The organism is Pseudomonas sp. KBN10P06128, from assembly GCF_037574945.1.
Classification (GTDB): Bacteria; Pseudomonadota; Gammaproteobacteria; order Pseudomonadales; family Pseudomonadaceae; genus Pseudomonas; species Pseudomonas aeruginosa.
This window is the reverse complement of the sequence record NZ_JBBELR010000001.1, coordinates 5,760,001-5,774,438: the sequence shown is the minus strand read 5'-3', so window position 1 is coordinate 5,774,438 and position 14,438 is coordinate 5,760,001. Positions and strand designations below refer to the sequence as shown.

At 63.7% G+C, this 14,438-nt stretch carries 15 protein-coding genes; 10 read left to right on the top strand and 5 right to left on the bottom strand.

Features of this window, described 5'->3' with window-relative positions; genetic code table 11:
* Window positions 1-283 precede the first annotated feature (283 nt).
* From cbpA to VQ065_RS26900, 4 genes are all read right to left on the bottom strand, one after another.
* On the bottom strand, window positions 284-1,081 hold the full coding sequence (gene cbpA / locus VQ065_RS26915; protein ID WP_003095096.1) for a cAMP-binding protein CbpA: 798 nt from the start codon (window positions 1,079-1,081) through the stop codon (window positions 284-286).
* Window positions 1,082-1,186: 105 nt separating this feature from the next.
* Window positions 1,187-1,459, bottom strand: coding sequence for a TfoX/Sxy family protein (locus VQ065_RS26910; protein ID WP_003095094.1), 273 nt, complete (start codon window positions 1,457-1,459; stop codon window positions 1,187-1,189).
* A gap of 225 nt (window positions 1,460-1,684) precedes the next feature.
* Window positions 1,685-2,032: a pentapeptide repeat-containing protein gene (locus tag VQ065_RS26905; RefSeq protein WP_003095090.1), complete on the bottom strand. Its 348-nt coding sequence runs from the start codon at window positions 2,030-2,032 to the stop codon at window positions 1,685-1,687.
* A 91-nt stretch (window positions 2,033-2,123) separates the two neighbouring features.
* Window positions 2,124-3,686: a bifunctional aminoglycoside phosphotransferase/ATP-binding protein gene (locus VQ065_RS26900; RefSeq protein WP_003095088.1), complete on the bottom strand. Its 1,563-nt coding sequence runs from the start codon at window positions 3,684-3,686 to the stop codon at window positions 2,124-2,126.
* Window positions 3,687-3,898: 212 nt separating this feature from the next.
* Here VQ065_RS26900 and mrcB point away from each other — a divergent pair, with 212 nt between their 5' ends.
* Genes mrcB through VQ065_RS26885 form a run of 3 tightly spaced genes read left to right on the top strand, consistent with a single transcriptional unit; the run spans window position 3,899 to window position 7,348 of the window.
* Entirely contained in the window at window positions 3,899-6,223 is a 2,325-nt protein-coding gene (gene mrcB / locus VQ065_RS26895; protein WP_003111352.1) for a penicillin-binding protein 1B, read from the top strand.
* A gap of 16 nt (window positions 6,224-6,239) precedes the next feature.
* Entirely contained in the window at window positions 6,240-7,019 is a 780-nt protein-coding gene (lpoP, locus tag VQ065_RS26890; protein ID WP_003095080.1) for a penicillin-binding protein activator LpoP, read from the top strand.
* On the top strand, window positions 7,019-7,348 hold the full coding sequence (locus VQ065_RS26885; protein WP_003095078.1) for a YqcC family protein: 330 nt from the start codon (window positions 7,019-7,021) through the stop codon (window positions 7,346-7,348). Before lpoP ends, VQ065_RS26885 begins: the two co-directional genes overlap by 1 nt.
* 107 nt (window positions 7,349-7,455) lie before the next feature.
* On the opposite strand, the gene VQ065_RS26880 is transcribed toward VQ065_RS26885, so the two are convergent.
* Window positions 7,456-7,908, bottom strand: coding sequence for a DUF4124 domain-containing protein (locus tag VQ065_RS26880; protein ID WP_003095076.1), 453 nt, complete (start codon window positions 7,906-7,908; stop codon window positions 7,456-7,458).
* Between VQ065_RS26880 and VQ065_RS26875 the strand changes: the two genes are divergently transcribed.
* From VQ065_RS26875 to msrQ, 7 genes are all read left to right on the top strand, one after another.
* Window positions 7,898-8,170, top strand: a complete 273-nt coding sequence (locus tag VQ065_RS26875) for a hypothetical protein (protein WP_152934532.1) — start codon at window positions 7,898-7,900, stop codon at window positions 8,168-8,170. The genes VQ065_RS26880 and VQ065_RS26875 overlap by 11 nt on opposite strands.
* A 288-nt stretch (window positions 8,171-8,458) precedes the next feature.
* Window positions 8,459-10,183, top strand: coding sequence for an acetolactate synthase 3 large subunit (locus VQ065_RS26870; protein WP_003095071.1), 1,725 nt, complete (start codon window positions 8,459-8,461; stop codon window positions 10,181-10,183).
* A 2-nt stretch (window positions 10,184-10,185) separates the two neighbouring features.
* On the top strand, window positions 10,186-10,677 hold the full coding sequence (gene ilvN, locus VQ065_RS26865) for an acetolactate synthase small subunit (RefSeq protein ID WP_003095069.1): 492 nt from the start codon (window positions 10,186-10,188) through the stop codon (window positions 10,675-10,677).
* Window positions 10,678-10,719: 42 nt separating this feature from the next.
* A complete protein-coding gene (gene ilvC / locus VQ065_RS26860; protein WP_003095066.1) occupies window positions 10,720-11,736 on the top strand; it encodes a ketol-acid reductoisomerase in 1,017 nt (338 codons plus the stop codon).
* Between the two features lie 154 nt (window positions 11,737-11,890).
* Complete coding sequence (gene pssA / locus VQ065_RS26855) at window positions 11,891-12,706, top strand: CDP-diacylglycerol--serine O-phosphatidyltransferase (RefSeq protein ID WP_003095061.1); 816 nt, start codon at window positions 11,891-11,893, stop codon at window positions 12,704-12,706.
* 60 nt (window positions 12,707-12,766) lie between these two features.
* Window positions 12,767-13,780, top strand: a complete 1,014-nt coding sequence (msrP, locus tag VQ065_RS26850; RefSeq protein ID WP_003095056.1) for a protein-methionine-sulfoxide reductase catalytic subunit MsrP — start codon at window positions 12,767-12,769, stop codon at window positions 13,778-13,780.
* Window positions 13,780-14,388, top strand: a complete 609-nt coding sequence (msrQ, locus tag VQ065_RS26845) for a protein-methionine-sulfoxide reductase heme-binding subunit MsrQ (RefSeq protein ID WP_003095055.1) — start codon at window positions 13,780-13,782, stop codon at window positions 14,386-14,388. Before msrP ends, msrQ begins: the two co-directional genes overlap by 1 nt.
* Window positions 14,389-14,438 lie beyond the last annotated feature (50 nt).

Sequence of the window (14,438 nt, the reverse complement as noted above, 5' to 3'; positions counted from 1 at the left end):
TTCTCATTATCAGGTCAAGCCGGTTCTCATTCATTCCATCGCCAGCCGATGAACGGTCGTCTCCGGCCGAATCGCAGGCAAAAAAAGACCCGGCAAAGTGCCGGGTCAAAAACCGTGATTAGCCTGATGAGGAGATAATCTGAAGAGTCCGACTGCGTGGGTCTCTCAGCTTACCGGCTGATCTCGCGACCAGTTGAGTGATATAATAATGATTCTCATTTCCATGTCAAACGCTTTCGCCAAACTTTTCTGCTAGCTAGTCGCGAGCCCTCTGGAATGGGCCTCAGGCGCTGCGGCGCAGGCGCAGTTGGGTCACTTCCCGGTTAAGCAGGTCTATCCGCCGGGCCATGCCTTCGATCAGGCTATGGGCGATTCGCGGGTTGTTCTGCATAAGGCCGAGGAACTGCTCCTTGGGAATCACCATCACCGTGCAGGGTTCGCTGGCGACCACCGTGGCGCTGCGTTTCTCGCGAGTGAACACGGCCATGGCGCCGAAGATCTCGTCCTTCTGCACATCGCCGACTTTCTGGCCGTCCACCAGCGCTTCGGCGTGCCCTTCGATGATGATGAATACATGATCCGCATCGTCGCCCTGGCGGATCAGCGCCTCGCCCGCGGCGAAGTGGCGGAAGCCGGTGGCCGGGCGGACTTCCGGCTGCTTCAGGTGCGCCAGCGCATCGCCGAGCAGGGCAGTCTGTCCGATCAGGTACTGCAATAGCAGTTCCTGACGTTCCTGGTCAGCATGGATGTGCTGGAGCAGCGCATCGCGCGAATAGGGCAGCAGGCGGATCGGCTCTTCGTTGGCATGCCGGCAGGCGGGGAGCTCGAGTCCGCGTCGAAGTCCGAGGAGGTCGCCTTCCTGGAGGTAGAACAGTGGGCGTTCGTCGACCAGCGCATGCAGCAGGCCGCTTTCCACCAGGAATACCTGGTCGGCGGGCAGCTCGCGTTCCAAGTCGTCGCTACGTTCCAGTTCCAGGGCGGGGCCGCTGGGTGCCAGGCCTTCGAGCAAGCGGTGAGGGATTCCCTGCAGGCGATTGATCAATTGGTCGGCATACGCCGGTTGCTCGCCGAGTAGATACATGGCCATTTCCTTGAGCTGCCTGGTCGGGAGAGGAGGTACGAACGTCCACGAGACGATAGGTGGGCGCCCGGGGGGGAGTAAATATCTTCCCGTGGCAGGTGTGAGCTAGCTCTTGTTTCGCACGGGGAAAGTCTCCAGCTCGCCGAGCAGTGCGGCCTTGTGGTCTGGGGACAGCTCGTTCCAGTGAACGTCGAGGAGTGCGCCTTCGATGGCATAGAGCAGGACTTTCGAGGCTCGGAAGCCGCGCGCGCGGACCGCGCGATAGGCTCCCACCGAGCCGAGCCGACGCAGATCGGTGGCGCTGTGGATACCCACGGCATGCAACCATTGGGTCGAGGTTTTCCCGAGGTTTTTCAGGTTCAGCAGTTCGTCGTTCATCGTCGGTCCTTGCGATGCCGCTCAGAAGCGTGATGGCGCGGAACTGCCTGGAACCGGTCCGGAGCCGACAGGGCCGGCGCGATGGAGCGAGATGGCCGACGCGAGCGGCCTTCGCCCTTACGATCCGGCGTAGGCGGTCCGGGACCGATCCTCAGCCGGCCGGGTACCTGCCAGAAGTGTAGCGGCCTCCCGGCAAAACGTGGCCTGGCGTGGTCCTTCCGCTTCTCAGGGCTCCGGCAGGTAGCGCAGGCGGGTGCCGAAGTTTACCGACATGCGGATCTCGTCCGGCGCCAGGCGCAACGGGAAATACGTACCGGATATCTGCGCATGGGCCAGGCTGGCGCCCTCCAGGCGCGCCTCGCGCAGATCCACGCCGCGCAGGTCGGCGCCGCGGAAATAGGCATCGCTGAAGTCGACGCGGGCGGCATCCAGCAGACGCAGGTCGAGGCCGCGGAAGTCGCCGCCGGCCAGGTCGATCCAGCCGTCGGCCGGCTTCTGTCGGTTGAAGCCTTCGATGTCTTCGGCGTGGAGCAGTTGGTAGAGCGGCGAGTCGAGCTGACGGGGCGAGTTCATGGGCGGCGTCCTGCGCAGAAGGCTCGCCGTGAGTATAGAAGAGCAGCGGCACGGCGCCCGCCCTGGAGGGGCGGGCGCCGTGGCAGTTCGTTCAGAGACCGGGCAGGCGCTGGCGAATGCCGTCGACCAGCCCGTCGAGGCTGGCCGCGTCGTGGGTGTCGACGCGCTTGCTCTGGACCGTCTCCGCCGCTGTCAGCGGCTCGCGGGTAGCCTGCTGGGTGCGGATCACGTCGAGAGTCGCGTCGGACGGGTCCTTGCCTTCCGCCTGGCGTTGCGCAAGCCAGCCGGCGATCACCGCTTCGGGCGCCTGGCAGTCGAGGATCAGGAACGGCACGCCGGTTTCTTCCGCGATGTGGCAAGCGGCCTGGCGCTGATTCTGCTTCAGGTAGGCGGCGTCGATCACCACCGGATAGCCGGCTTGGAGGATCTTCGCGGCCAACTGGTGAAGGTGCGCATAGGTCGCTTCGCTGGCCTGGCTGCTATAGATGCCGGCGGCGAACTGGCCCCTGTCGTGTTCCGGCTGCTCGCCGAACAGACGCTTGCGTTCGATATCCGAGCGCAGGCGCACGGCGCCCAGAGCCTCCACCAGACGCATGGCCACCTGGCTCTTGCCGACCGCGGAGACACCATGGGTGACCGCCAGGAAGCGCGAGGGAATGGCGCTGTAGCTTTCCGCCAGGTTGGCGTAGTTGCGGTACTGGCGCAGGGTCGCGGCGCGCTGCACGGCATCGGTCTGGTAGCCGAGGCTGAACAGCGCGACCTTGGCGCGGACCATGGCGCGGTAGGCCTTGTAGAAGTTCAGCAGTTCCAGGGCCTGGTAGTCGCCGGTGTGTTCCAGATAGAGGCTGACGAAGCGTCGAGCGTGGCACTTCAGGCCGCGATCTTCCAGGTCCATCGCGAGGAAGGCGAAGTCGGCGCAGACATCGGTGAAACGGAACGGCTCGTTGAATTCGATGCAGTCGAACAGCACTACCCTGCCGTCGATCAGCGCGGCGTTGCCCAGGTGGATGTCGCCGTGGCATTCGCGGATGAAGCCCTTCGCCTTGCGCTCCTGGAGCACCGGCAGCAGGCGTTCGAAGCTGCTTTCCGCCCAGGCTTCGAGGGCATCCAGCTGTTGCAGGTCGGCCTTGTCCTTGAGCAGCGGGCGAACCTGCTCGAAATTCTGCCGCACCGGCGCCATGCAGGACTCGGCGGTGCCCAGCGGGTGCTCCAGCGGCACCTTCGGAGTGTTCTGGTGGAAGTGCGCGATCTGCTCGGCCAGTTCGTCGATATGCTGGTTGGACAGTTCGCCGCGGCCCTGGATTGCCGCCAGCAGGTTGTCCTGCGGGAACTGGCGCATCTTCAGCAGGTATTCGATTGCCTCGCCGTCGCCGCCGATCCGCGGCGCCTCTTCGCTGCCGGTGATCGGCAGGACCTCCAGGTAGAGATCGTCGGTGAGGCGCTGGTTCAGGCGCAGCTCTTCGTTGCAATAGAAGCGGCGCTTGTCCAGGCTGGTGAAATCGAGAAAGCCGAAATCCATCGGCTTCTTGATCTTGTAGGCGTAGGGACCGGTCAACAGGACCCAGGAGATGTGCGTCTCGATGACCTCGAAGCGCTCCACCGGGTGGGGGTAGAGGGCCGGGTTCTGCAGGGCGGCGATCAGGGTCTGGCTCACGGGATATCCTTGCCTCTGAAATATGCGAAAACCCGCATTATGGCGGGAAGGGGTGACAGTGCAAACCTCGCTGGCGGATAGCAACCATTTGCCGGATCGCCGGTCGAATGCGCCGCGCTGCCGCCGCGCCTATCCACCGGGGCCGCGCAGACCGTGGATGCCGCCGATGCGGTGTCTGTCCGCTGTGGATAAAGTACGTATAATGCGCCGCCATGACGCGTCCCCGATCCCCCCGTTCCCGTAACAGCAAAGCACGCCCGGCACCCGGCCTGAACAAATGGCTCGGCTGGGCCCTCAAGCTCGGCCTCGTCGGCCTGGTGCTCCTCGCCGGCTTCGCCATCTATCTCGATGCCGTGGTGCAGGAGAAATTCTCCGGCCGGCGCTGGACCATCCCGGCGAAGGTCTATGCCCGCCCGCTGGAGCTGTTCAACGGCCTGAAGCTGAGCAGGGAAGACTTCCTGCGCGAACTCGACGCCCTCGGCTACCGTCGCGAGCCCAGCGTGAGCGGCCCTGGAACCGTATCGGTGGCGGCCAGCGCGGTCGAACTCAATACCCGTGGCTTCCAGTTCTACGAAGGCGCGGAACCGGCCCAGCGCGTGCGCGTGCGCTTCAACGGCAACTATGTCAGCGGGCTGAGCCAGGCCAACGGCAAGGAACTGGCGGTGGCGCGCCTTGAGCCGCTGCTGATCGGCGGCTTGTATCCGGCGCACCATGAGGATCGCATCCTGGTCAAGCTCGACCAGGTGCCGACCTACCTGATCGACACCCTGGTCGCGGTCGAGGATCGCGACTTCTGGAACCACCATGGCGTGTCGCTGAAATCCGTGGCCCGGGCGGTGTGGGTCAACACCACGGCCGGCCAGCTGCGCCAGGGCGGCAGCACCCTGACCCAGCAGTTGGTGAAGAACTTCTTCCTGAGCAATGAGCGCAGCCTGAGCCGCAAGATCAATGAAGCGATGATGGCGGTGCTGCTGGAACTGCACTACGACAAGCGCGACATCCTCGAGTCCTATCTCAACGAGGTGTTCCTCGGCCAGGATGGGCAACGAGCGATCCATGGCTTCGGCCTGGCCAGCCAGTATTTCTTCAGCCAGCCGCTGGCCGAGCTCAAGCTCGACCAGGTGGCGCTGCTGGTCGGCATGGTCAAGGGACCGTCCTACTTCAACCCGCGGCGTTACCCGGATCGTGCGCTGGCGCGGCGCAACCTGGTGCTCGACGTGCTCGCCGAGCAGGGCGTGGCGACCCAGCAGGAAGTCGACGCCGCCAAGCAGCGCCCGCTCGGCGTTACCCGGCAGGGCAGCATGGCCGACAGCTCCTATCCGGCCTTCCTCGACCTGGTCAAGCGCCAGTTGCGCCAGGACTACCGCGACGAGGACCTGACCGAGGAAGGGCTGCGCATCTTCACCAGCTTCGATCCGATCCTGCAGGAGAAGGCCGAGACCTCTGTCAACGAAACGCTCAAGCGCCTCAGTGGGCGCAAGGGAGTCGACCAGGTCGAGGCGGCGATGGTCGTGACCAATCCGGAAACCGGCGAGATCCAGGCCCTGATCGGCAGTCGCGACCCGCGCTTCGCCGGCTTCAACCGGGCCCTGGACGCGGTGCGGCCGATCGGTTCGCTGATCAAGCCGGCGGTCTACCTGACCGCTCTCGAGCGGCCGAGCAAGTACACCCTGACCACCTGGGTGCAGGACGAGCCCTTCGCGGTGAAAGGCCAGGACGGCCAGGTCTGGCGACCGCAGAACTACGACCGGCGCTCGCATGGCACGATCTTCCTGTACCAGGGCCTGGCAAACTCCTACAACCTGTCCACCGCCAAGCTCGGCCTCGACGTCGGTGTGCCCAACGTGCTGCAGACCGTCGCCCGGCTGGGTATCAACCGTGACTGGCCGGCCTATCCGTCGATGCTGCTGGGCGCCGGTTCGCTCAGTCCGATGGAGGTCGCCACCATGTACCAGACCATCGCCAGCGGCGGCTTCAACACGCCGTTGCGGGGGATCCGCAGCGTCCTCACTGCCGACGGCCAGCCGCTCAAGCGCTATCCGTTCCAGGTCGAACAGCGCTTCGACTCGGGCGCCGTCTACCTGGTGCAGAACGCCATGCAGCGGGTCATGCGCGAAGGCACCGGGCGTTCGGTGTACAGTCAATTGCCGTCGTCGCTGACCCTCGCCGGCAAGACCGGCACCAGCAACGACTCGCGCGATAGCTGGTTCTCCGGTTTCGGCGGCGACCTCCAGGCTGTGGTCTGGCTCGGTCGCGACGACAACGGCAAGACGCCGCTTACCGGCGCCACCGGTGCCTTGCAGGTGTGGGCCAGCTTCATGCGCAAGGCGCATCCGCAATCGCTGGAAATGCCGATGCCGGAGAACGTGGTGATGGCCTGGGTCGACGCGCAGACCGGGCAGGGCTCGGCGGCGGATTGCCCGAATGCCGTACAGATGCCCTATATTCGTGGCAGCGAGCCCGCCCAGGGCCCAGGCTGCGGGAGCCAGAACCCCGCCGGCGAGGTGATGGACTGGGTACGTGGCTGGCTGAATTGATCCGAGAGGACCTGACGTGAAGAAGATTTTCGTATTCGCCGCGCTTGCCGGCAGTGCCGTGCTCGCGGGCTGCGCCAGCCCGCAGCACGGGGCGATCCCGGTGGTGGATTCCGGTACTCCGGTGTCCAACCAGGAAAGCGGCGGTTTCCGCATCACCCGTACCCAGGTACCGCGTACCCAGCAAGGCGCCGCCACCCAGGGCATTCCCCAGGGCGGCGACTCCGGTGTGGTGGTGATGGTGCCGCAGGGCGCCAATTCCGCACCGATCCAGACTTTCCCGGCGCAGTCCGGCGCCGCGCCGATCAGCAGCGCTCCGCTCGGCACCGGCACCCAGTACCAGGCTCCGCCCAGCAGCGCCTCCACGCCACCGCTGGGTGGCAGCTACAACATGCCGCCCAGCGGCGCCAGTCGTTCCGCGCCCACCGGCATTCCGGCCTCCGGCTCGGCCGGCAGCCTGGCGGCCGACGAGCAGTTGGACGGGCCGGTCCTGGCGATGCTCACAACCGCCCAGCAACAGCAGGGCAGCGGCGACCTGAACAGCGCCGCCGCCAGCCTCGAGCGAGCCCAGCGCATCGCTCCGCGCGAGCCGCAGGTGCTCTATCGCCTGGCCCAGGTGCGCCTGGCCCAGGGCGATGCGGCCCAGGCCGAGCAGGTCGCGCGCCGTGGCTTGAGCTACGCCAATGGCCGGCCGGCCTTGCAGGCCGGGCTCTGGGAACTGATCGCCCAGGCTCGGGAGAAGCAGGGAGACTCCGCCGGCGCTGCGCTGGCCCGGCAGAAGGCCAAGGTCAGCTCCTGATGGATCGACGGGTCTATGCGCTGGCCGACCAGTTGTTGCTGATCGAGCGTGAGTTGCGTGCCCTCGGCTGGTGGAGCGAAAGCAGCCCCGCCCCGGAAGCGCTGGCCAGCCCCGAGCCGTTCTGCGTGGATACGCTGGCGCTCGAGCAATGGCTGCAATGGATCTTCCTGCCACGGATGAAGCTGATTCTCGAAAGCGACAGCGCCTTGCCGCAAGCCTCGGGTATCCTGGCCATGGCCGAGGTGGCCTATGCGCAGCGTGGCGAGGAAGTCGCCGGCCTGCTGGCGGCGCTTGGCGAGTTCGACCGGCTGATCGGCGGGTCGTCATGAAGCTTCGGCAGTAAAGAAAAACCCGGCTACAGGCCGGGTTTTTCTTTGCTTCAAGCAAGGCGGAGAGCCGGGTCAGCCCCATGCTGCGGGACGGGGCTGTGTTCGCCTCAGCGGCAATTCTCCTGGATCGCCTTTTCGGCCTTGGCGATTCGCTCCTGGCGTTCTTCCTCGCCGAGGCGACGGAGTTCGCCCTTGCCTTCGTCGACCCTTACGCGCGGGTTGTTCTTCAGTTGCGCGAGGTTGTTGCGGGTCTCTTCGCAGAACTGCTTGCGCTCGGCCTCTTCCTTCGCCACTTGCTGCTTCACCTTGTCGTCGATCGCCTTCTGCTCGGGATCGGCCGGTTTCTGCTGGATGGTCGGTGCCGGGGTCGAGGGGGGCAGGGGGAAGTTGTCCGGTGGCGGGGCGGTCTGGGTATTCACCGTGGTCGCTTGCGCACCTTGCGGCGGTTGTGCGCCGAAGTGGGTGACGCCCTCGGCGTCGACCCATTTGTAGATCGGGGCGGCCATGGCGAAAGAGGAGAGGGCGAGCAACAAGCTGGCCGGGAGGATCATGCGTCGCATGCGGAGTCCTTGGAATGCGCTAACTGCGGCTAACTATAACCAAATCCGCCAGCGCGGCATGCTGCACGGCATCACAACCGCCGCCGGAGACGGCCTCGCCGTGGCAAGTCCTCGCGGGAATCATGGGCATTTTGGAAAAGTTTGCTCTAAATCGGAATTTTCTAGCCATAAAATCTGTTTTTGGTCATTGATCAGCTTTTTTATGGAAGGGTATGGCAGCTTCCTTGGAATTTTTTTTGATAATTTTCAGAATAAAGCTTGACTTGCGTTCGACGAATGCGAAGAATCCAAGCTCGCTGTAGCGGGCCGTCTGCAACCCAGTCCCCTCTCCGGCAGACCATGAGGTGCCTACCCGCGCCGAAAGTTACACCCTGCTTCGCGTTACCTCGCGCTGGGTGGAAGAGCTCCGTAACACCAGGCGCCCTTCCAAGTTTGCTCAATCGGCAGTTGACGTAGCCGGTGACTACCGTCACCCATGCTCTGCCGGGCAGCCAACCGAATTTCGGTCGCCCGCCCTTGGGTGGCCGTATAGCGTTCTAGAGGTGAAAACGTGGAGCTTTTATCTGGCGCTGAAATGGTCGTCCGCTCGTTGCGCGACGAAGGCGTTAAGTACATCTACGGGTACCCGGGTGGTGCCCTCCTGCATATCTACGACGCGCTCTTCAAGGAGCACGACGTGACCCACATCCTGGTGCGCCACGAACAGGCGGCTACCCATATGGCCGACGGCTACGCCCGCGCCACCGGCAAGCCCGGTGTCGTGCTGGTGACTTCCGGCCCGGGCGCGACCAACGCCATCACCGGTATCGCCACCGCATACATGGACTCCATCCCGATGGTGATCCTGTCGGGCCAGGTGCCGAGCAACATGGTCGGTACCGATGCGTTCCAGGAAACCGACATGGTCGGGATCTCCCGGCCGATCGTGAAGCACAGCTTCATCATCAAGCATCCCTCGGAAATTCCCGAGGTGATCAAGAAGGCCTTCTACCTGGCGCAGTCCGGTCGTCCGGGGCCGGTGGTCGTGGATATTCCGAAGGACATGGGCGACCCGACGCAGAAGTTCGAATATTCCTATCCGAAGAAGGTCAAGTTGCGTTCGTACAGCCCGGCCGTTCGCGGTCACTCGGGACAGATCCGCAAGGCCGCCGAGATGCTCCTGGCCGCCAAGCGCCCGGTGGTCTATTCCGGCGGCGGCGTGATCATGGGCAATGCCGCGGCGCCGCTGACCGAGCTGGCGCAGATGCTCAACCTGCCGGTGACCAACACCCTGATGGGCCTCGGCGGGTATCCCGGCGCGGACCGCCAGTTCCTCGGCATGCTCGGGATGCACGGCAGCTTCACCGCCAACCTGGCAATGCATCACAGCGACGTGATCCTCGCGGTCGGCGCGCGTTTCGACGACCGGGTCATCAACGGCGCGGCGAAGTTCTGCCCGAACGCCAAGATCATCCACATCGACATCGATCCGGCGTCGATTTCCAAGACCATCAAGGCCGACATCCCGATCGTCGGCCCGGTGGACAGCGTTCTCACCGAAATGGTCGCGATCGTCAGGGAAATCGGCGAGACCCCGAACCAGGATGCCCAGGCTGCCTGGTGGAAGCAGATCGACGAGTGGCGTGGTAACCGTGGGTTGTTCCCGTACGACAAGGGCGACGGCAGCATCATCAAGCCGCAGACCGTCATCGAGACGCTCTACGAGGTTACCCATGGCGATGCCTTCATCACCTCCGATGTCGGCCAGCACCAGATGTTCGCCTCGCAGTACTACAAGTTCAACAAGCCCAATCGCTGGATCAACTCCGGCGGTCTCGGCACCATGGGCTTCGGCTTCCCGGCGGCGATGGGCATCAAGCTCAACTTCCCGGACGACGATGTCGCCTGCGTGACCGGCGAGGGCAGTATCCAGATGAATATCCAGGAACTGTCTACCTGCCTGCAGTACGACCTGCCGGTGAAGATCGTCAACCTGAACAATGGTGCCCTGGGCATGGTCCGCCAGTGGCAGGACATGCAGTACAACAGCCGTTATTCGCATTCCTACATGGAATCCCTGCCGGACTTCGTCAAGCTTGCCGAAGCCTACGGGCATGTCGGCATGCGCATCACCGACCTGAAGGATCTGAAGCCGAAGATGGAGGAGGCGTTCGCCATGAAGAATCGCCTGGTCTTCCTCGACATCCAGGTGGACGCCAGCGAACACGTCTATCCGATGCAGATCCGTGACGGCGCGATGCGCGACATGTGGCTGAGCAAGACGGAGCGTACCTGATCATGCGACACATCATTTCCCTGCTGCTGGAAAACGAGCCAGGCGCATTGTCCCGCGTGGTCGGCCTGTTCTCCCAACGCAACTACAACATCGAAAGCCTGACCGTGGCGCCGACCGAGGACCCGACCCTGTCGCGTCTGACGCTGACCACCGTGGGGCACGATGAGGTGATCGAGCAGATCACCAAGAACCTCAACAAGCTGATCGAAGTGGTCAAGCTGGTGGACCTGTCGGAAAGCGCTCATATCGAGCGCGAGCTGATGCTGGTGAAGGTCAAGGCCACGGGCGCCCAGCGCGCCGAGGTCAAGCGCACCACCGATATCTTCCGTGGGCAGATCGTCGACGTCACCAGTAGCGTCTATACCGTGCAGCTGGCGGGTACCAGCGACAAACTGGACAGCTTCATCCAGGCCATCGGCACCGCGTCGATCCTGGAAGTGGTCCGCAGTGGCGTCACCGGCATCGCCCGTGGCGACAAGACTCTGAGCATCTGAACTGAAAGCAGGCCCGCGAGGCCTTACTGAAGGGGAATTCCCATGCGCGTTTTCTACGATAAAGACTGTGACCTCTCGATCATCCAGGGCAAGAAAGTTGCCATCATCGGCTACGGCTCCCAGGGCCACGCCCATGCCTGCAACCTGAAGGACTCCGGCGTCGACGTCACCGTGGGCCTGCGTAGCGGCTCCGCCACCGTGGCCAAGGCCGAAGCGCACGGTCTGAAGGTTGCCGACGTGAAGACCGCCGTCGCCGCAGCCGACGTGGTCATGATCCTCACCCCGGACGAGTTCCAGGGCCGCCTGTACAAGGAAGAGATCGAGCCGAACCTGAAGAAGGGCGCCACCCTGGCCTTCGCTCACGGCTTCTCCATCCACTACAACCAGGTCGTCCCGCGCGCCGACCTCGACGTGATCATGATCGCGCCGAAGGCACCGGGTCACACCGTGCGTTCCGAGTTCGTCAAGGGCGGTGGCATCCCTGACCTGATCGCCATCTACCAGGACGCTTCCGGCAACGCCAAGAACGTCGCCCTGTCCTACGCCTGCGGCGTCGGCGGCGGTCGTACCGGTATCATCGAAACCACCTTCAAGGACGAGACCGAAACCGACCTGTTCGGTGAGCAAGCCGTTCTCTGCGGTGGTTGCGTCGAGCTGGTCAAGGCCGGTTTCGAAACCCTGGTCGAGGCCGGTTACGCGCCGGAAATGGCCTACTTCGAGTGCCTGCACGAGCTGAAGCTGATCGTCGACCTGATGTACGAAGGCGGCATCGCCAACATGAACTACTCCATCTCCAACAACGCCGAATACGGTGAGTACGTAACCGGTCCGGAGGTGATCAACGCCGAGTCCCGTGCTGCCATGCGCAACGCCCTGAAGCGCATCCAGGACGGCGAATACGCGAAGATGTTCATTACCGAAGGTGCGGCCAACTACCCGTCGATGACTGCCTACCGCCGCAACAACGCCGCTCACCCGATCGAGCAGATCGGCGAGAAGCTGCGCGCGATGATGCCGTGGATCGCAGCCAACAAGATCGTCGACAAGAGCAAGAACTAAGCGGCTCCGGCGACAGACGAAGAAACGCGGCCCCGGCCGCGTTTTTTCGTTCTTGCCTGGCGATCTGGTATAAAGCCTGGGCCGGCGGAGTTGTCTTCCTAGTCAGAAGAGCTGTCGGCATATTCGTACCCCATCAGTTCCCAAGGAATTGTCCATGAGTGAACGTCCCGAGGAGCCGAACAAGGCCTCCGACGAAGAAAGCCTGCTGCCCATCGACGAACATATAGAAGAAGGGCACGACGCCGAAGGGCGGAAGGTTCGTCACCGCGGTATCTACCTGCTGCCCAACCTGTTCACCACGGCGGCCCTGTTTTCCGGCTTCTACGCCATCATCAATGGCATGAGCGGCCAGTTCGCCAACGCCGCCATCGCTATCTTCGTGGCCATGGTCCTCGATGGACTGGACGGCCGCGTGGCTCGCCTGACCAACACCCAGAGCGCCTTCGGCGCCGAGTACGACTCGCTGTCCGACATGGTCGCCTTCGGTGTGGCGCCGGCGCTGGTCGCCTTCGAATGGGCGCTTGGCAGCCTCGGCAAGGTCGGCTGGATGGTCGCCTTCATCTACGTTGCGGGCGCCGCCCTGCGTCTGGCTCGTTTCAACACCCAGGTCGGCAAGGCCGACAAGCGCTATTTCATCGGCCTGGCCAGTCCGGCCGCCGCGGCGCTGGTGGCGGGCACGGTATGGGCGTTCAGCGATTTCGAGATCCAGGGCGCCAAGGTTGCCTTCCTCGTCGCCCTGCTGGTCGCCGCCGCCGGTGTGCTGATGGTCAGCAACATCAAGTACCACAGCTTCAAGGATCTCGACCTGCGCGGCCGGGTGCCGTTCGTGGCGATCCTTATCGTGGTGCTGGCCTTCGCCGTGGTCTTTACCGACCCGCCGCGCATCCTCCTGTTGCTGTTCCTTGCCTACGCGGCCTCCGGTCCTGTGCAATACCTGCTGCAGCTGCGTCGCCGGAAGCAGCCGAGCTGATGTAATTTCCAACGGGCTCCGTAGTCTACTGGCACAAAGCTGGTCATTGCGGAGCCCGTCATGCTGATCAAGATTCCCTCCCGTTCCGACTGTTCCGAGTCGGAAGTCACGTCCGAAACCCTCTACCTGTCCCGTCGGCGTCTGCTCGGTGCTTCCTTCGCCGGATTGGCGCTGGCCAGCGGCCTGCCGCGCCTGGGCTTTGCCGACGAACAGCGCTATGCCGGCGTCGAGCCGGTGCAGGCGCCGGGCTGGTTCGCCGAAAAGCTACCGCAGACCCGCTGGCAGGCGGTGGATGTCCAGGGGGAGGCGATCACGCCATTCAAGGACGCCACCCACTACAACAATTTCTACGAATTCGGGCCGAACAAGGGCGACCCGGCGGAAAACGCCTCGGCCCTGAAGACCGAGCCCTGGTCGGTGGTGATCGACGGCGAGGTCGGCAAGCCGGGTACCTATGCCCTCGAGGATTTCGTCAAACCCTACCAACTGGAAGAGCGCATCTATCGGCTGCGCTGCGTGGAAGCCTGGTCGATGGTGATCCCTTGGCTGGGCTTTCCCCTGGCGGACCTGCTCAAGCGGGTCGAACCCAATGGGCAGGCGAAGTTCGTCCGTTTCGAAACCCTGCAGCGTCCGGAACAGATGGTCGGCCAACGCTCCGGTTTCTCGGTGATCGACTGGCCTTATATGGAAGGCTTGCGCATGGACGAGGCGATGCATCCCCTGGCAATTCTGGCGGTGGGCATGTACGGGCGGCTGTTGCCCAACCAGAATGGCGCGCCGTTGCGCCTGGTGGTGCCGTGGAAGTATGGCTTCAAGAGCATCAAGTCCATCGTGCGTATCAGTCTGGTCCGCGAGCAGCCGAATACCACCTGGGAAAGCATTGCCGCCAACGAGTACGGGTTCTATGCCAACGTCAATCCGCAGGTCGACCACCCTCGGTGGTCCCAGGCCCGCGAGCGGCGCCTGCCCAGTGGCTTGTTCAGCCCCAATGTACGGGATACGCAGATGTTCAATGGCTACGGGAGCGAGGTCGCTTCCCTTTATAGCGGCATGGATCTGAGGAAGTACTACTGATGCGCTACTGGTATCTGCACCTTGCGGTATTCCTGGGGGCGCTGGCGGTGCCGGCCTGGTGGTTGTACCAAGCCTGGATCTTTGCCCTCGGACCTGACCCGGGCAAGACCCTGGTCGATCGACTGGGGCTGGGCGCCTTGGTATTGCTGCTACTCACCCTGGCGATGACGCCACTGCAGAAGCTGAGCGGCTGGCCGGGCTGGATCGCCGTGCGTCGCCCGTTGGGGTTGTGGTGCTTCACCTATGTGCTGCTGCACCTGAGCGCTTACTGCGTGTTCATCCTGGGGTTGGACTGGGGGCAGTTGGGCATCGAATTGAGCAAGCGTCCCTACATCATCGTGGGAATGCTTGGATTCGTCTGCCTGTTCCTGTTGGCGATCACTTCCAACCGCTTCGCCATGCGCAAGCTCGGTAGCCGCTGGAAGAAGCTGCATCGCCTGGTCTACCTGATCCTTGGGCTCGGCTTGCTGCACATGCTCTGGGTGGTGCGGGCAGACCTGGAGGAGTGGACCCTGTACGCTGTGGCTGGTGCGTCGCTCATGCTGCTGCGGCTACCCTCGATCGCTCGCCGCCTGCCCAGGCTTCGAACTCGTCACGGTGTTTCGTAATAAAAGTTTCAAATAAGTGTTGACGCCAGTTTCTATCTCCCTATAATGCG

What these genes read in the sequence shown, in the direction of transcription:
- mrcB (WP_003111352.1), top strand. Translation starts at nt 3,899, where the DNA reads ATGACGCGTCCCCGATCCCCCCGTTCCCGTAACAGCAAAGCACGCCCG.
- VQ065_RS26880 (WP_003095076.1), bottom strand. Translation starts at nt 7,908, where the DNA reads ATGCGACGCATGATCCTCCCGGCCAGCTTGTTGCTCGCCCTCTCCTCT.
- msrQ (WP_003095055.1), top strand. Translation starts at nt 13,780, where the DNA reads ATGCGCTACTGGTATCTGCACCTTGCGGTATTCCTGGGGGCGCTGGCG.
- VQ065_RS26905 (WP_003095090.1), bottom strand. Translation starts at nt 2,032, where the DNA reads ATGAACTCGCCCCGTCAGCTCGACTCGCCGCTCTACCAACTGCTCCAC.
- VQ065_RS26885 (WP_003095078.1), top strand. Translation starts at nt 7,019, where the DNA reads ATGGATCGACGGGTCTATGCGCTGGCCGACCAGTTGTTGCTGATCGAG.
- msrP (WP_003095056.1), top strand. Translation starts at nt 12,767, where the DNA reads ATGCTGATCAAGATTCCCTCCCGTTCCGACTGTTCCGAGTCGGAAGTC.
- ilvC (WP_003095066.1), top strand. Translation starts at nt 10,720, where the DNA reads ATGCGCGTTTTCTACGATAAAGACTGTGACCTCTCGATCATCCAGGGC.
- ilvN (WP_003095069.1), top strand. Translation starts at nt 10,186, where the DNA reads ATGCGACACATCATTTCCCTGCTGCTGGAAAACGAGCCAGGCGCATTG.
- VQ065_RS26875 (WP_152934532.1), top strand. Translation starts at nt 7,898, where the DNA reads ATGCGTCGCATGCGGAGTCCTTGGAATGCGCTAACTGCGGCTAACTAT.
- pssA (WP_003095061.1), top strand. Translation starts at nt 11,891, where the DNA reads ATGAGTGAACGTCCCGAGGAGCCGAACAAGGCCTCCGACGAAGAAAGC.
- cbpA (WP_003095096.1), bottom strand. Translation starts at nt 1,081, where the DNA reads ATGTATCTACTCGGCGAGCAACCGGCGTATGCCGACCAATTGATCAAT.
- VQ065_RS26910 (WP_003095094.1), bottom strand. Translation starts at nt 1,459, where the DNA reads ATGAACGACGAACTGCTGAACCTGAAAAACCTCGGGAAAACCTCGACC.